The 17,379-nt window shown below is 41.0% G+C and carries 14 protein-coding genes and 1 pseudogene; 13 read left to right on the top strand and 2 right to left on the bottom strand.

Annotation, left to right across the window (positions count from 1 at the left end; translation table 11 throughout):
- Positions 1–142 precede the first annotated feature (142 nt).
- Both QE417_RS17780 and QE417_RS17785 read left to right on the top strand, forming a co-directional pair.
- Complete coding sequence (locus QE417_RS17780; protein ID WP_311951877.1) at positions 143–889, top strand: hypothetical protein; 747 nt, start codon at positions 143–145, stop codon at positions 887–889.
- Between the two features lie 528 nt (positions 890–1,417).
- Entirely contained in the window at positions 1,418–1,945 is a 528-nt protein-coding gene (locus QE417_RS17785) for a hypothetical protein (protein WP_311951879.1), read from the top strand.
- A gap of 199 nt (positions 1,946–2,144) precedes the next feature.
- On the opposite strand, the pseudogene QE417_RS17790 reads toward QE417_RS17785, so the two are convergent.
- Positions 2,145–3,056: pseudogene (locus QE417_RS17790) on the bottom strand (IS982 family transposase).
- Between the two features lie 630 nt (positions 3,057–3,686).
- Between QE417_RS17790 and QE417_RS17800 the strand changes: the two are divergent.
- The 11 genes from QE417_RS17800 to QE417_RS17850 all read left to right on the top strand — a co-directional run bounded on the left by QE417_RS17800 (position 3,687) and on the right by QE417_RS17850 (position 15,472).
- Positions 3,687–3,890 carry a hypothetical protein gene (locus tag QE417_RS17800; RefSeq protein WP_311951885.1) on the top strand — a complete coding sequence of 68 codons (204 nt, stop codon included), beginning with the start codon at positions 3,687–3,689 and terminating at the stop codon, positions 3,888–3,890.
- A 169-nt stretch (positions 3,891–4,059) separates the two neighbouring features.
- Complete coding sequence (locus QE417_RS17805) at positions 4,060–4,365, top strand: hypothetical protein (RefSeq protein ID WP_311947754.1); 306 nt, start codon at positions 4,060–4,062, stop codon at positions 4,363–4,365.
- A gap of 2 nt (positions 4,366–4,367) precedes the next feature.
- Positions 4,368–5,240, top strand: coding sequence for an IS3 family transposase (locus QE417_RS17810; RefSeq protein ID WP_311954588.1), 873 nt, complete (start codon positions 4,368–4,370; stop codon positions 5,238–5,240).
- A 287-nt stretch (positions 5,241–5,527) separates the two neighbouring features.
- The gene (pheT, locus tag QE417_RS17815; RefSeq protein WP_311951887.1) at positions 5,528–7,930 is read left to right on the top strand and encodes a phenylalanine--tRNA ligase subunit beta; all 2,403 of its coding nucleotides are present in this window, start codon (positions 5,528–5,530) and stop codon (positions 7,928–7,930) included.
- Positions 7,931–8,076: 146 nt separating this feature from the next.
- Entirely contained in the window at positions 8,077–8,367 is a 291-nt protein-coding gene (locus QE417_RS17820; RefSeq protein WP_311951888.1) for a hypothetical protein, read from the top strand.
- A gap of 24 nt (positions 8,368–8,391) precedes the next feature.
- Positions 8,392–8,685, top strand: coding sequence for a cell division protein ZapA (locus tag QE417_RS17825; RefSeq protein WP_311951889.1), 294 nt, complete (start codon positions 8,392–8,394; stop codon positions 8,683–8,685).
- Between the two features lie 206 nt (positions 8,686–8,891).
- Positions 8,892–10,454: a ribonuclease Y gene (gene rny, locus QE417_RS17830; RefSeq protein ID WP_311951891.1), complete on the top strand. Its 1,563-nt coding sequence runs from the start codon at positions 8,892–8,894 to the stop codon at positions 10,452–10,454.
- Between the two features lie 76 nt (positions 10,455–10,530).
- Complete coding sequence (locus QE417_RS17835) at positions 10,531–11,016, top strand: hypothetical protein (RefSeq protein WP_311951893.1); 486 nt, start codon at positions 10,531–10,533, stop codon at positions 11,014–11,016.
- Between the two features lie 199 nt (positions 11,017–11,215).
- A complete protein-coding gene (locus QE417_RS17840) occupies positions 11,216–14,029 on the top strand; it encodes a TonB-dependent receptor (RefSeq protein ID WP_311951895.1) in 2,814 nt (937 codons plus the stop codon).
- Between the two features lie 74 nt (positions 14,030–14,103).
- Positions 14,104–14,895: a hypothetical protein gene (locus QE417_RS17845; RefSeq protein WP_311951896.1), complete on the top strand. Its 792-nt coding sequence runs from the start codon at positions 14,104–14,106 to the stop codon at positions 14,893–14,895.
- Positions 14,896–15,055: 160 nt separating this feature from the next.
- On the top strand, positions 15,056–15,472 hold the full coding sequence (locus QE417_RS17850) for a hypothetical protein (protein ID WP_311951898.1): 417 nt from the start codon (positions 15,056–15,058) through the stop codon (positions 15,470–15,472).
- A 95-nt stretch (positions 15,473–15,567) separates the two neighbouring features.
- On the opposite strand, the gene QE417_RS17855 is transcribed toward QE417_RS17850, so the two are convergent.
- Complete coding sequence (locus tag QE417_RS17855) at positions 15,568–17,322, bottom strand: lysophospholipid acyltransferase family protein (RefSeq protein ID WP_311951900.1); 1,755 nt, start codon at positions 17,320–17,322, stop codon at positions 15,568–15,570.
- Positions 17,323–17,379: the final 57 nt, after the last annotated feature.

Raw genomic sequence — 17,379 nt, forward strand, 5'->3', positions numbered from 1 at the left:
CACAGGTGTAAGATGGGAATGCATAGATTTTTATACCTGGCTCAGATACCCGGATGGTACAGAAAGTGAACATGAATATAGTTATTCTACCTGCAAAGCTGTTGCTTATGTAAGTGCAGATGATGATGGGTGGATACCGGGCATGCCTTACACAGGTGGAGAAGGTGGTGGTGGAACTATATCAAACCCATGTGCAACAATACCCGGTGGTAACACGCAAACCAACGCTTATAAAACTTTAGATAATGAGCAAAGCCCGATTAGTATTATTGATGATGGTGGGTATCCGCCGCCGACAACAGTAGAGTGCTCTACTGTTAAAAGTAGAATTATGAATAATATAAAAGATTCTTGTTTGAAAAAAATGGTCGATCAATCCATTGCGAAGAATTTGGATAGTTATACTTCAGAAATAGTAAATTCAATTTTCGGAGAAAGTTTGGATTTTAATCTGTTTTTTGAAGAGGCGGCTTTAGTTCCTACGTTAGACGGAAAAAATGATCCACAAGGAGACCCAGGTACTCAAGGTGTGTTCAACAGTACAATAACAATTAATTCATTATTAAACACAAGTTCAGTTGAATATATAGCTGCTACAATAATACATGAGGCTACCCATGCTTATATGACTTATCAAGGTAAACTGGGGGAATTCAATCAGCACACACAAATGGGAACAAATTTAGCTTATACATTACAACATGATTTACAAAGTATGTTTCCTGGAATGACAGATAAGGATGCTAAAGCACTTTCTTGGGGTGGCTTGAGCGAAACTCAGGCGTGGAAAGATTTAGTAAATAATAATCCTCAAGAAGCGAACGATATATTGGATATAAATAAGAAATACAAAGATGCTACAGGAACAAAAGGTCAGCGATGTAAATAAAAAACGACTTACATTAAGTTTGTTGTTAATCATAATAGCAACTGTAAACCTCAATTCAACTTTTGCGCAAGTGCAGAGTTTCGAATTTCAAAAATCATTTATCAGAAACTTTCGATACCCTAAAGATTTAACCGAGAAATGTACCTCCACCTTTACTAATCTGCAAATAACTGTTTCCTCAAGTGGTAAACTTGGTGAAATGCTAATATCGGACAGTGCCAGCGAGAGTTTTAAAAGTGCATTTAATGCTATAAAAATCAACCTCGATACGATAATTCTAAAACAAATTATTGAGGCCAATAAGCTAAAAGGCTGTTATATTATAATTCCTATCTTTTATGTGTATGCATCTGATTACTGTACCAATTCATTTGAACCGATAGGATATTTAAATGATAACTACGTGTTATTTAAGGGCAGAACTTTAACTAAAATGTCTTATATCATGAAACCAATAATGATTAGCATGTATAAGCCATTGCAATAATATAATATTTATTGCAGCGGGTGGATACCGGGTATGCCTTTATGCCCGCACTGCTTGATACAACTGGATTATGGAAATATCCAAAATTCAAAGATATAGTAACAGATTTGCCTGGCTTTTTAAAAAAATACCCTAATGTGCTTAAAGCAATTGCCTACTATACTGGGTTTTCAGAAGCTCAAGTAAAACAAATGATGCAACCGGGGAAGGGACCCAAGGTTGTAGTTGTACATAATTTAGTAGATGGCTATGGCTTACCAGTTTTGGGGCATTATTATCCTGTAACAAGAACTCCTCAGATTCGTGAAAGTTACGTACTTGGATTAGATGCTGCTAACCTTCCTAAAGTTTATCAAGCAACAGGCTTGCTTTTAGCTATTACAACATTTCATGAGTTTGTTCATTATGGTAGAGATGTAAACCGACTTTCGTATCTATATTACGATCCCGAAACGCATAATTCTGGCGAAGCAGGAACTTTTTTCGAAATGAATATAAACCCTTATGGTAATGACATGGGAGCTAATAATGCAATTCAATGGATTAAGTTTTACCTATATAATTTTTAATATTATATTATGAAATTTAGATTATCATTTTTCTGCATTTTAATGATATTACTAACAAGCTGCAATAGCAAGCTGGTGAGTAATAATACAGGTAAAGATTCCGCTGAGATAATGCAAGCAGTATTCACGCACCATGAGTTGGAATTAGATATAAAACAGTATCTTAAAGCTGATACTATTTATTTAACGTGAGTTCGGTTTAAGCGGCTAAAATTAATTGTTTGTCGTTAGTTTCAAAGACGATATTTAGAGAAGGCTTTTTAGGGAAGAAATGATAGGCGCAAAGTACACCCATGGTATTCATTAAAAATTTGTTTACGGATCGGTGCCGGGTGTGCTGAAGTTTACAAATGTTTTTTAGTTCATCGTTAACGCACTCGATGAGGACCCTTTTTCTAAGCATGATCCTGTCAGCTTGTGAGATATTAAAGTCCTTCATGTTCTTGCGTGGTTTGGTGATCATTTGAATTCCGTTCCCCCAAAGTAATTCAGCCAATGCTTTAGAGACATAACCTTTATCGCCGAATAGCTTACCAAATATTTGTTCGGTCATGGAGGTCATCAGTTTGACGTTCCTATCATCCACATTGCCCTTTGTAAGGTAAAAAGACAGTATTTCACCCTGATCGTTAATGATCAGGTGTAATTTGAAGCCATAGAACCAGCCCAGCGAACACTGGCCTCTTTCTGCTACCCCTGTAAAAACTTTATGGTTATGTATGCGCCTGTTATGGCAGACATGAATATGCGTGGAGTCGATAAAGTTGATACCACGGGATTCTCCCAGGCACCGTGCTTTAAGGAAGAGCATCATGGGTACAGCCACCCTTTGCTGTAATTCCACAAAACGGTTGTATTACACCAGGCCGGGGAAATGCCCCTTGTAATAAGCGCATATATAGCCGAGGTAAAAGTGTTTCAGATTGGTGAAATGACCGCTGTGAAAGGCGATCAGAATGGTGATGATCTCACTGTCTTCCAGCGACGCTTTCCGGTTCCGTACCCTGTAATTACCTGCATTAAGCTGATGATCAGCTATCTCAGTTTCAAATTCTTTGCAGAAATCATCCACTTTGACGAAAATTTCTATAATTTTATCAGGAGTAAGCATATGATGTTGTTCTTTAAATTCGACACTTAAATATAACAAATTATGCTTACTTATTGATATTCAAATACTTAGAAATATATAACTTCCTCCTCTTTCTATTATTCCTTATCCCGAACTCACGTTATTTAGTAAAATCTAAAGTCTATAATCAATCCTGGCCGGGGAAGATAAAGGATGTTACTGTTAAATACATTGCAGATACTAAGGCTGCCCAAAGCCCTCAGATGCCAAAAGGAGTAACTGACCGAAGAGCACGTTTTGGAATCAGGTATTTCACAATTCGAAAAGACTCATGCAGCATGACAGTTTATAACTTTAATTTTAGAAAGCGGAATGACTTTACATTAAATAAAAAAAATGACAGTTGGCATATAACAGAATTGAGAGTCGGTTTAGATTAGCTTTCCCGGCATAGCTTCCCTTGCGGTTTTATGTCCGCGCAGGGTCTCTCGGAGAGGAACCTGCGATGTTGGATAGACTGTTGTGTCTAAACGCGGCGCAGGGTCCTCCTTGAGAAACCCTGCTTAAACAAAAAGTAATAAAATAGTTTGTTACGAAATTCTTAATGAATTTTGGCCAGAGATTAATAATTATTTCAAATTGATAAATGGATACCAGTTTAATAAGAAGATGTCTATTCATCAGCATCCTATGATCTTTTGCACGACTTTCGAAAATCATAACACCGATTGTATTTTACAAAACCGTACCGTGCCTACCGATATTTTAAAAGAAACTTTCGCTGCCCTGTCTGTACAGCTACGGGCCGATCCTAAAACCATAGTGCTGTATGATATAAACACTGCTACTTATAACCACGACCCGATTGATTGAATTACTAAATGGCCTATTAACTGAACGTAAATATGAAAGTGGCAAAAGGCCTGTTAATATTGTTGGATGTAAGTCCTTTAATATATGCAATATGTTATTCTATCATCAATGGCTTATCGAGTGACTTGTCCTGGCTAAGGTTTACACAATAAAAACAGAAAGTGTAACCATGAACAAGAGCCAGATAGCGAAGATCCTTCATGACCGGATCACGCACGGGCTAAGTTTTCGTAGCTTAGCCAAAAAGTATAGTACCTCTGCGGCTACTATCCATCGAATTGTGAAAAAAGAGCACCCCATTAAAAAAACCCAGGAAGAGCAGGACACGTCCATGCCTGATGATGTAGCACAGCTCAGAGAGCTGCTGCGCAAGGAGCGTTTAAGGAACGAACTGTTGAACAATATCATCGATATAGCAGATCAGGAGCTGGGCACTAACATCAGAAAAAAGTCTGGCATCAGGCGGTCGGAGTAAGTATAACGGCACATTCACGTGGCTTGCGTGAACTGTGCGGACTGCTTGGTTACAGCACACAAGCTTATTATCAGTATTTAAAAGCAACGGAACGTCGGAGCTTCGGCCAGGAAGAGCTCGTCCAGCAGGTACTGGCTTACCGCAGGGAGCAACCCCGTATAGGGACGAGGAAGCTGTTTTCACTGCTGCAGCCGGCTATAGGCCGTGATGCATTCTTTGTGTTGTTACGGGAAAGCGGGCTGCTGGTGCGGCAGAAGCGCCGTCATGCACGCACCACGTTTTCCTACCACCGCTTCAGGAAGTACCCGGACCTGGTAAAAGAGATGGTTATAGACCGTCCGGGCCAGCTTTGGGTGAGCGATATTACCTATATCCGCATGGGGGAAGGCTTTGCCTATCTGAGCCTGGTAACAGATGCTTACAGCCGAAAGGTCATTGGCTTTTCAATGAGCCATGACCTTTCTACGGACAATTGCCTGCAGGCTTTAAAGATGGCACTGAAGCAACGGGAAGGAAACCATCCCCTGGTGCATCATTCGGACCGGGGCATACAATACTGCAGCGGGGCATATACGGAGTTATTAAAGCAAAATGGGATCTCTATCAGCATGACGCAAAGTGGTAACCCGCGCGACAATGCCATTGCAGAACGGGTTAACGGGATCCTCAAGATGGAACTATTGCAGGAAAGATACGCAGATATCAGCAGTGCCAGGCAAAGCATCAGGCAGGCTGTTATTATCTATAATACCCTGCGCCCGCACAGTAGCCTGGATATGATGACACCTGAACAAGCCCACAGGCTGACAGGGCCGATCAAACGAAGGTGGCAGAATTACTACCCGGTAAAGCAACAGTATGCGGATGTTGTGTAAACTTATTTTAGTACGTACCTTTAAAGTGTAAATCAATAACAGTATTAACCACACAAAGTGTAAACTTTTTTCAGGACGGGTCAGCGTTCAATGCGTTGCAAGTGCTCAACATGTTTCATGAAACACTAAATTGAACACCACGTAAAAATGAGGATCTTTCGTGGAATTTCGCGGTTTTCAGAAGAAAAAATCAGAATAGAGCAGGGAGCTAAAAAGATGTATTCCCACAGCCAAAAAATCGGCATCCCAACTCAAAAAATCTTATATTTGGCGGATTATAGAGTATAATGAAGATTTCGTATAACTGGCTTAAAGAGTTTATTCAAACTGATAAGTCGCCCGAAGATATATCGCAAATACTAACCGGCATAGGGCTGGAGGTAGAGAGCCTGGAAAAAGTGCAGGCCATACCCGGAGGCCTTGAGGGACTGGTAATTGGCTACGTAAAAGATGCCCAACAACACCCCAACGCCGACCGCCTCCGCGTAACCAAAGTTGATGTTGGCGGTAACGAAGACCTGCAAATTGTATGTGGTGCACCCAATGTGGCCGCCGGTCAAAAAGTGGTAGTGGCCGTTGTGGGTTCAACTGTGCATCCAACTACAGGTGAGCCATTTAAAATAAAAGAATCCAAAATTCGCGGTGAGCTATCGCAGGGTATGATCTGTGCCGATGATGAAATTGGCTTAGGCCATAACCACGACGGTATTATGGTCTTAGATGCCGATGCCCCGGTGGGTTCCCTTGCTAAAGAGTACTTCAAACTTAACGACGATTACCTTTTCGAGATAGGCCTTACACCTAACCGTGCCGATGCCGCCTCTCATCTGGGTACTGCGCGTGATATTGCCGCTTTCCTGAAAATTGGTATTACCAAACCCGATGTTTCGGCCTTTAAGGTTGATAACCAAGAGCGTACCATTCCGGTAACTGTTGAGGCTGAGGCTGCTTGTCCGCGCTACGCCAGCGTAACTATATCGGATGTAAAGGTGCAGGAGTCGCCGCAATGGTTAAAAGAGCGTTTGGCTGTAATTGGTGTGCGTTCTATTAATAACATTGTGGATGTTACCAACTATGTGCTGCACGAGTTAGGGCAGCCTTTGCATGCTTTTGATGCCGATGCTATTACAGGTGGCAAAGTGTTAGTGAAAACTTATGCAGAAGGTACCTCATTCACCACGTTAGATGAGGTTGAACGCAAGCTTTCGGCCGATGATTTGATGATAGGCAACATCGAGGAGCCTATGTGTATAGCGGGTGTTTTCGGTGGTGCAAAATCGGGCGTAACAGAGGGTACTACAGCGGTTTTCCTGGAGAGTGCTTACTTTAACCCGATATCGGTGCGTAAAACATCAAAACGTTTTGGCTTAAAAACCGATGCCTCCTTCCGTTTTGAGCGTGGTGTTGATCCTAACATTACCGTATTTGCCCTTAAACGTGCCGCCCTGTTAATTCAGGAGGTTGCGGGTGGTGTTATCTCATCGGAAGTGTCGGATATCTATCCTGCACCCGTTGAGCCGTTTAACGTGGAGGTTACATACCGTAATATTGACAGGTTAATAGGCAAGGCCATTGGTAACGATACCATCAAGTCGATTATACAAGCGTTGGACATTTCCATCGTAAACGAAACCGCCGAAAGCTTATCATTACAGGTGCCGCCCTACCGTGTGGATGTAACCCGCGATGTGGACGTGATAGAAGAAATTCTGCGCATTTACGGTTATAACAATATTGAAATACCTACTCAAATACGTGCCTCGTTAAATAACAGCAATCGTCCTGAGAAAGACACGGTACAAAATGCCTTGTCTGACTTATTGTCGGCCAATGGGTTCAACGAGATGCTGGCTAACTCGTTAACCAGCTCATCATACACCGAAAGTTTGGATAACGCGGTTAAGTTGCTTAACCCGTTGAGCAATGATCTGGATATTATGCGCCAAACGCTGTTGTATTCGGGTTTGGAGGCTATTGCTTATAATCAAAACCGTCGTCAGGCCGATTTAAAGTTGTATGAGTTTGGTAAAACTTACTTCTTTGAGGATGGTAAGTACACCGAAACGCAGCGCATGTCGGTTTTTATAACCGGGGGCAACCAGCAGGAGCAATGGAATCAAAAGGCATCGCCAGTATCGTTCTATAACCTTAAAGCTATTGTTGATGGTTTGCTGAGCCGTTTAAGCATTACCGACTATACCACCGACGAAATAACCGACCATGAGTTTGCTTATGGTTTACAATACAACTTCCGAGGTGGTAAAACGCTGGTTAAGTTTGGTTCGGTATTGCCGGGTGCACTAAAAAAGGCAGGTGTTGATAAAGAAGTGTTTTACGCCGATTTTAACTTTGATACTTTGTTAAACATCGTTCGCAGGAATAAAATTATAAACAAAGATATATCCAAGTTTCCTGCCGTTCGCCGCGATCTTTCGATGCTGGTTGATACCGCTGTAACTTTTGGCCAGTTAAAGCAAATTGCTCAAAAAACTGAGCGTAAGCTGCTTGCCGAGGTTAGTGTATTTGACGTGTACCAGGGTGATAAGCTTCCGGCAGGTAAAAAATCATACGCGCTGAGCTTTGTGTTGCAGGACGAGGAAAAAACCCTTACCGATAAAGCCATTGATGCCATAATGCAAAAGCTTATATACAACTTTGGTAAAGAAGCCGGAGCTGAGATAAGAAAGTAATATCTTTAGGATTTCGAATTTCGAATAATCAATTTCGAATTTGATTTTAAAATATGATATTGCTTTAATTAGATAATTAAAAATTTTATTTCCCACTTTGGGGATATAATTCGAAATTGAACATTCGGAATTCGAAATAAGACATAATGCCATCAGTAACTGACCAGCTAAGCATAGTAGTAGAAAAAACAGAGCGCCTGATAGCCCTTTGCGGTGCCTTACAGGAAGAAAATGACTTGCTGAAACTGGAAAATCAGTCGTTGAATACAGCTTTGGACGTGAGTAAAGAAAAGACCAAAGAGCTTGAAGAAAAGCTTCGTGTATTGAAGCTGGCCAAATCATTTTCAGAAACAAATGAAAAAAGCCTTGACATCAAGCAAAAAATTAACGAATTTGTGCGGGAAATTGATAAGTGTATCGTGTTGCTTAAAAAGTAACACTGTAAAGTGAACAAGCTCAAAATGGGAGAAATCTCGATAAAAATAAATATTGCTGACCGTGTTTACCCTTTAAAGGTAGATACCGAGGAAGAGGAATTAATACGCCGCGCAGCTAAGTTGGTAAACGACCGTATAAAAGACTATCAGGAAAATTATGCGGTAAAAGATAAGCAAGATCTGCTTTCGATGAGTGTGTTACATTATGCAACAGCATCATTAAAGGCAGAGCGCAAGGTAACGGTTGAAGATACTACCGTGGCCGAAAAAGCTTACCAGTTAGACCATATGTTGACGGAATTTTTTAACAAGCAATAACGTTCTTACATATTAGAGCATTGTAGAATTTAACGCGGTTAAATTTTAAGTTTCACTGGCAGGCACAGGCTTGTTGCTGAATGGTTACCGGCAGGTTGTAGTTTTAACCTGTTTACGGCCCGTTTTGCAATTAGTATTGTGGGATGGCACTTAAAATTTAGTTGCGTTTTTTTTTAACATATAATATACATCACACAAACACCAAAATGGATTTTTTATATACCATTATAGGCTTACTGGTAGGTGCAATCATAGGCACATTCATAGGCCGGTTTCTGCTCCGCAAGCTATTTAAAGAGCAGGAAATATCAGCTCAGAATAAAGTAAAAAAGATACTTAAAGATGCTGAGAACAATGCCGAGATACTGAAGAAAAATAAGTTACTTGAGGCTAAGGAGAAGTTTTTGCAACTGAAAGCTGAGCACGAGCAGGAAGTAAATACTAAAAACAACAACATCAACCAGCGCGAAAACTCTATTAAACAAAAAGAGCAATCGTTAAACCAAAAACTGGAAAACGCCAACCGTAAAGAGAACGAGTTGGACGGAACCCGCAAGAACCTGGAGAAACAAACCGAAATTCTGCATAAAAAGCAGGAAGAGGTTGATCATTTGAAACAACAGCACGTTGAGCAACTGGAAACAATTGCCGGTTTAACTGCCGAAGAAGCCAAGAACCAGCTGGTTGATACCCTGCGCGAGGAAGCCCGTACCAAAGCCATGATGCAGATCAAGGACATTGTGGACGAGGCCAAGCTTACCGCTACCAAAGAGGCTAAAAAAGTGGTTATTCAAACCATTCAGCGTACTGCTACGGAGAGTGCCATCGAGAATACAGTTTCTATCTTCAACATCGAGAATGATGAGATTAAAGGCCGTATTATCGGTAGAGAAGGTCGTAATATACGTGCGCTGGAAGCTGCTACAGGTATTGAGATTATTGTAGACGATACGCCTGAGGCTATCATTCTTTCGGGATTTGACCCGGTACGCCGCGAGATTGCCCGTTTGGCTATGCACCGTTTGGTAACTGATGGTCGTATTCACCCGGCACGTATTGAGGAGGTGGTTGCCAAAACCCGTAAGCAAATTGAAGAAGAAATTGTAGAAATAGGCGAGCGTACCGTTATTGACTTAGGCATACACGGATTGCACCCTGAATTGATTCGTATGGTAGGCCGTATGCGTTACCGTTCATCTTACGGGCAAAACTTGTTGCAGCACTCACGCGAGGTGGCTAATTTTTGCGCTACCATGGCTGCTGAGTTGGGCTTGAACGTTAAACTTGCTAAACGTGCAGGTTTACTGCACGATATTGGTAAAGTGCCTGATGATAACCCTGAATTGCCACACGCAATTTTAGGTATGCAACTGGCCGAAAAATATAAGGAACATCCGGAAGTATGTAACGCCATTGGCGCTCACCACGATGAAGTGGAAATGACTTCAATGATCTCGCCTATTATCCAGGCTTGTGATGCTATTTCGGGTGCACGTCCGGGTGCACGCCGTGAGGTGGTTGAAAGCTATATTAAACGTTTGAAAGAACTGGAAGAGCTGGCTTTATCATACCCTGGTGTTGAGAAAACCTTTGCTATACAGGCCGGTCGCGAGTTGCGCGTGGTTGTTGAGAGCGAAAAGGTAACCGATGCACAATCAGAAATACTGGCTGCCGATATATCAAACCGTATACAAACCGAAATGACTTACCCTGGTCAGATTAAAGTTACCGTAATACGCGAAACCCGCTCGGTATCATACGCCAAGTAATTAATATTAATAAAATATTACCAAGCGACAGGGGAGTAGTCTTCTGTCGCTTTTTTAATAAATATAACCCCTCATCATGCCATCTAAAATTGAACAACGCCCGGTAGACCGCTATTTTGAAGAAGTTGGTACAGCTTACAATAAAAATGCAGGAGTAGCTGCGCTATTTGTTTTACTGATGCTTTTTGGTTTAGTAACCCTTGTTTGGGCACTCCCGTTTCCGCATCTGGCTTTTTTGGGTAAGTACAATGGCTATTTAAATTGGGCTTCGTTTTTAATAGCAGGTTTAATTTATTACCTGCTGCGGTTATCGCCCATGGTATCATACCTTATGTTGTTTTGGTTATTTGGCTTTAGCTACGGTATTATACAATTAGAAGGTTGGCAAAAAGCTGGCGGCCCCGCGTTATGGGTTATTGGTTTTAGTGTATTTGCATTTACCTTAGCCGTGCAACTATTTGCCATCAGCGCATCTAAGATTAGTAAAGGTTTTAATTTTCTGTTTAAAGCACCTGTGTGGGTGCTTGTATTATTGCTTAAAAAATTAGGTTTAAAATATTAGTAAGCCACAAAAAGTCTTGTTTAAGTTTATAGACATGTTATATTAACTTAATCTATAAATATTAACTTCTAATCAAAAAATACAGTATTTGAGGTAGTTATAGTAGTTGTTAATATTAACTTAACAATTATAACCCACACAGTTAATTTCATAATAACATTAAGCTAATGTTGCGCTAATACTTTTGCTGCATAATAATATGCAAGTGAAAAAATTAGCTATTACCTTATTAAAATTAACTATCTGCTTACTGCTAACAGCATCATTTAGTTCGGCAAATGCCCAGGGTGGCGGTAAGTTAACCGGTAAAATTACCGACCAAAAAACCGGTGAAGCCCTTATCGGCGCATCTATATTAGTTGAGGGCACAACAAAGGGTTCTGCAACCAATGTAAACGGCGAGTATACCATTAGTGATGTTCCGACCGGTGCACGCAGTATTTTAGTGCGCTATGTAGGATATCAAAACAAACAAATTTCTGATATTGAAATTAAGGCGGGTCAGCCAACGGTATTAAACATTGTTTTAACCGAGGCCGCTACGCAACAATTAGCAGCAGTAACAGTTAAAGCCAGTTTTCGCCAGGAATCGGCTAATGCTTTATACTCGCAGCAAAAAAATAGTACCCGCGTGTCTGACGGTATCTCGGCCGAAGCTATCCGCCGTTCACCAGACCGCAACACCGGCGAAGTACTTAAACGCGTAAGCGGTACCAGTATCCAGGACGGTAAATTTGTGGTAGTACGTGGCTTGGGCGATCGTTACAATACTACCATGCTTAACAATGCCGTGCTACCAAGCTCGGAGCCTGATAGAAAAGCGTTCTCATTTGACGTTATACCATCAAGTTTAGTTGATAACATTGTAATCAGCAAAACCGCTACCCCCGACCTTCCGGGCGATTTTGCCGGTGGCGCGGTACAAATAACTACTAAGGATTTTCCTGAAACCAAAGTAGTAAGCTTACAACTGGGTGTATATGGTAACACAAAAACTACCTTTAAAGATTTTAAGCAAGGTACCACAGGTTCACTTGATTATTTAGGTGGTTTTGATAACGGTTCGAGAGCGTTGCCATCTACCTGGAAAAAGTTAAACAAATCAGAATATCTTTCTTATTCTTCATCGCAGCAAGTTGCTATAACTCAGCAATTCAAGAACACATACGGCTTAAGAAAGCAGTTTAGCGGCTATCCGGGCCAAAACCTGCAGTTTGTTGTGGGCAATACCTTGAATTTGAAAAATGATTCTAAAATAGGGTACATAGCTTCGGTAAACTACAGTAACAATATCGAAAGATTTGACAGGCAACGCGACGCTTACACCGTTGCCGATGGCCAGCCTCTGTACAATTTAAATGACGGTTTATATAACTTCACCAATACCTTAGGTGCTTTATTAAACCTTTCATACTCGCACAAAAACAGCAAGTACTCTCTCAAAAATTTATATAACAACGTATTTACCAATAACTATACTGAGCGTAGCGGAGCCTATGTTGAAGGTGGAGATATTACTAACGTAAGAAGTGCGCAAACTGATGTTACCCGCAACGGTCTGTTTAGCTCGGTATTTGAGGGTCAGCACTTTTTACCAACCAGCAAAATCAACATCGATTACAACTTATCTTACGGCTATTCTTATCGTAAGCAACCTGACCAAAGAATTTTAGAGCAATTTCAAAGACCATCGGCAAGCCCTGATTGGTATGTAAGCTTGTCAAACTTTAACCAGGCTGCAATACAAAACGCTGGCCGCTTATACTCTGATTTAGGTGAGAATATTTACGGTGGTAAAGTGAATGTGAGCATCCCTTACACGCTGTTTAAGCAAACAAATAATAAACTTAAGTTTGGCTATTTAACGCAGTTAAGAGACCGTACTTATAGTATCGAGACTTTGGGTTATGCTATAGCAGGTGGCGCTAACGGCCGCAATATTTACTTAAATAACGGCATTACTGTTGACAATATTTTTAGCAGCACCAATTTAGCGCAATACAATATTGGCATTTTCCCGATAAACGGTTACAATATTAACTATGATGGTAAGGTGTACTTAAACGCCGGCTATTTAATGACAGAGAACAAACTGTCTGACGATTTACGTTTAATTGCTGGCGCAAGGGTAGAACGTTATGAGCAAACCATACAACAACCGGGAACTAAAAAGCAAAGGTATCTTAACACAGACGTATTGCCTTCGGTAAACCTTATTTATGCTTTAAACGCTAAATCAAACTTACGTGTAGCAGGTTCGCAAACTGTAGCCCGTCCTGAGCTAAGAGAGCTTGCATTGTTTTCGTACTATGATTTCGTAACAGACTTTAACGTAATAGGTAACCCTAACTTAAAAAGGACGTTGATTACCAATGCCGATATCCGTTATGAGTTCTTCCCGTCGGCGGGTCAAATTATGTCGGTATCTGCTTTTTACAAGCACTTTAACAATGCTATCGAAAAAACAAACGATGGTAACCGCACATTCAGCTTTAATAATGCTAAAAGCGCTTATGACTTTGGTGCCGAACTGGAATTCAGAAGACGTTTAGATATTTTGGGTACTCAAGCCTATCTTAAAAACTTAACGTTTTATGTAAATGCATCATACATTAAATCTCGTGTAACGGTAGCTAATAGCAATCCAAACAGACCATTGCAAGGTCAATCGCCATACCTGTTAAATGGTGGCTTGCAATATGTGGGTAACACCAATGGTTTAGTGTTAAACCTGTTATACAACCGCATAGGGGAGCGTATTGCTTACGTAGGTGAAAATTCGGGCCGTGATATTTATGAAAACCCAAGAGACTTGTTAGACTTTCAGGTGGGTAAACGCATCATAAAAAACAAAGCCGAAATTAAGCTTAACATCTCAGACATTTTTGCACAGCCTATACGCCTGTACACCAATTATGATAACAAAAGAGTGTACAACGCATCGGTTGATAAAAACTTTCAGGCCACAAAACCTGGCCGTAACGTTAGTTTACAATTTGTTTACAACTTTTAATTCATAACAAATTCTTAACATACATTCAAGCCTCAGTTAATAATAAACGTCGAAAATTGTAAAAAAAATAGAAAATGAAAAGATTCAACTATTTGTTAGTTATCGGCTTATTGGCCACAAGTTTATTTTCATCATGCAGCAGCGATGATGATAACGTAGATACAGGAACTGTTGTTCCAGGTAGCACAACCTTAACCGGTGCTATTACTTCAAGCGTTACTTTAACAAAAGATAAAGTATGGACTTTAGAAGGTTTCGTTTATGTAACCGGTGCTAATACAACCTTAACTATTCAACCAGGTACAAAAATTATAAGCAAAAGAGCCAATGCAGGTGTATTGGTAATTACCAGAGGCGCTAAGATTCAGGCCCGTGGTACTGCTGCTGAGCCAATTGTATTTACTTCAGGCGAAACTACTCCTGCTCCGGGCGATTTGGGCGGTGTAATTGTAGCTGGTAGCGCTACAGGTAACGGTAACCACGCTCAAATGGAAGGTGTTACTGATGCTACTTACAACAAGTTTGGTGGTACTAATGATGCTGATAACTCAGGTGCTTTACAATATATCCGCATTGAGTACGCTGGTAAAACTGCTAACCCTAATGACGAGGTTAATGGTTTATCAATGTACGGCGTAGGTAGCGGTACTACTGTTGACCACATTGAGGTTTTACGCGGCTTAGATGACGGCTTTGAATTCTTTGGTGGTTCATTTAACGCTAAATACCTTATTGCTTATGCATGTGCTGATGACGATTTTGACTTTGATGACGGATACCATGGTAACCTGCAATACTTAATCTCTTTTAAAGATCCGGCTTTCACCGATACTAAAAACCGGTGGCGACGTTTCAAACAACCTTGAGTGGGATAACGTAGGTAGCGGTAAAGATTATAACCTTACTCCTAAAACTCACGCCCGTATATCAAATTTAACTGCCATTGGTAACAACGGTGTTGCAAGTGATGTTAGAGCTAACTACGGTTACGGTGCACGTTTCAGAAGAGGTGCTGAGTTTGAAATTGTGAACTCTGTATTCTTAGGTAGCCAATTAGCTTCGTTCTCAATCGAGTCAAACGAAAGTGCTGCTGCTTACAATGCTGGAACAAGCGTATTCAAAAACAATTCAATTTTCTCTGTAGCTGCTTCTCCATTTAACATTGGTAGCGACGTTACAACCGTTACAGGTTTTGATCTTGCTAAAATGGAAAGCTTAGCAACAAGCTTAAACAAACTTGGTACTGCTGCCGGTGCTGGTTTAACAGATCCGTTCAACGTAGCTAACGCTAATCTGGTTCCAACTTCAGGCTCGGTATTGCTTACTGCAGGTACTTCATTTGCAGGTAACTTTACTACAGCTAACGGTTTTGATACTAACGTAACTTACAGAGGTGCAATTGGTACTACTAACTGGGCTACCGGTTGGACTTTATTCAAATAAGCCACTGATTTAAAGAAATCAATAACAAACCAAAAAGCTCCCGCTAATATTAGCGGGAGCTTTTTAGTTTTATAATAAAAACGGGAAGATATCTTTTACAAATTCCTTCCTATTTTCTCCAATACATCTTTAGGCACTTTCTGCAAATCGAGCACCAGGAAACCGTCTAAGCAGTCGGCAAATTTAGGGTCGATGTTAAAGCAAATAATTTTGGCATTGAGTGATATGTACTGGCGCAGCAATACAGGTACCTTAATGTTGTGCGTTTCAATTTCAGATATCAGGTTATCCAGTTTCTTAAAGTTTTCCTCGCCGGCCATCAGCAGGTCGGTATCTATGCTCGAAAAATCAACCTTAAACTGTTTGCGTGGCTTTACATATTGCGCCATTTCATGGTCAAAATGGTGGCGGGTAATGTAATCTACTATAAGCGATTTAGAGAATTTGGAAAAGGTGTTGCTAATACTTACCGGACCAATTAAATAGCGGTAGCGCGGGTTATCAATAACAAACTTTAAAATGCCTTTCCAAAGCAAAAAAAGCGGGAGAGCCTTTTGCTGATATTCTTTACGAATCCAGGAGCGGCCCAACTCTAAGCTGCTTTGCAGCACATCGCTAAACTGCGACCTTATTTTAAACAGGTTGGCGGTGTAAAAACCTTTTTTGCCAAAGCTGTCAAATATTTCATCGCCCATACCTATACGGTAAGCGCCTACAACGCTTTTTGCATCGGTATCCCAAATAAACAGGTGATGATAGTAAATATCATACTCGTCTAAATCGGTGCTATTATTGGTGCCCTCACCAACCTCGCGGAAGGTGATTTCGCGCAGCCGGCCAATCTCGCGTATAATGTTAGGGATTAGCGCGGTAGGAGTAATAAATACCTCGTAGTTTTTCTCGGTCCAAACCTTGTAATTTTCGCGCAGCGGAACCAATTCCCGATCCATGAGTTCGGCTTCAGTAGGGGGCACAATTTCTTTAGGCTCCTTTTTTATTTTAAAAAGGTTACGCGGGTTAAATAAACGTTTCTCGTCTTCTAAGCCCGTGCCCAAAGCATAGGTTTTGGCCCTTAAAAAGTTGAGTAATTGCGTAACGTTGTTGTAATTAGGAATTTCTTCAACCTTTATAGGCTTGCCAATTCGTAGCTTGATGGTGTGCCCCTGCTTGTTAAATAGCTCAGATGGTAGCTTAGCCGTACGCAGGGTAGGATGTATCAGGCTCAGCAAATTAAATAATAAGCCGTTGTTGCCATGAAAATAAATGGGAACTACCGGTACTTTAGCCTTGGCAATGAGCTTACCCACCACCGGGTGCCACATGCGGTCGGTTACCTGCTTGGTGTCAATTTTATAGGTGGAAACCTCGCCCGCCGGAAAAATACCGATAGGGGTACCGTTTCGCAGCAATTCCATGGTAGATTTTATACCGCTTATACTTGATGAATGCTCAATGTTCTCAAACGGGTTAACGGCAACAAAATAATCGGCCAGGTTGGGTATTTTTTTGAGCAAAAAATTGGCCATCAGTTTTGAATCGGGCCGGGCCATGCATAATATTTTTAGTAAGATCATGCCCTCAATACCGCCATAAGGGTGGTTGGCAATGGCTATAAATGCACCATCGGCAGGAAGATTTTTCAGCTCACTTTCGTCAAAATCAATAGTTACACCGCAGCCTTCTAAAATAGCGTCCACAAACTCAGGGCCTTGTTTGGGCTGGGCAGCGGCAAACAAATCGTTTACCTGGTTAATTTTCATTAACTCCATCAGCAAAGCTGACAGGCCGGGCATCCGCAACTTATCAAGCTTGGTGGCCTTGGCAAATTCATCTGTGGTTATAATCTTCATATAGGTAAATACGTAGGGAATATTATAAAATTACTAATTTAACCATTTCTAAGCCAT

The organism is Mucilaginibacter terrae (assembly GCF_031951985.1).
Taxonomy (GTDB): domain Bacteria; phylum Bacteroidota; class Bacteroidia; order Sphingobacteriales; family Sphingobacteriaceae; genus Mucilaginibacter; species Mucilaginibacter terrae_A.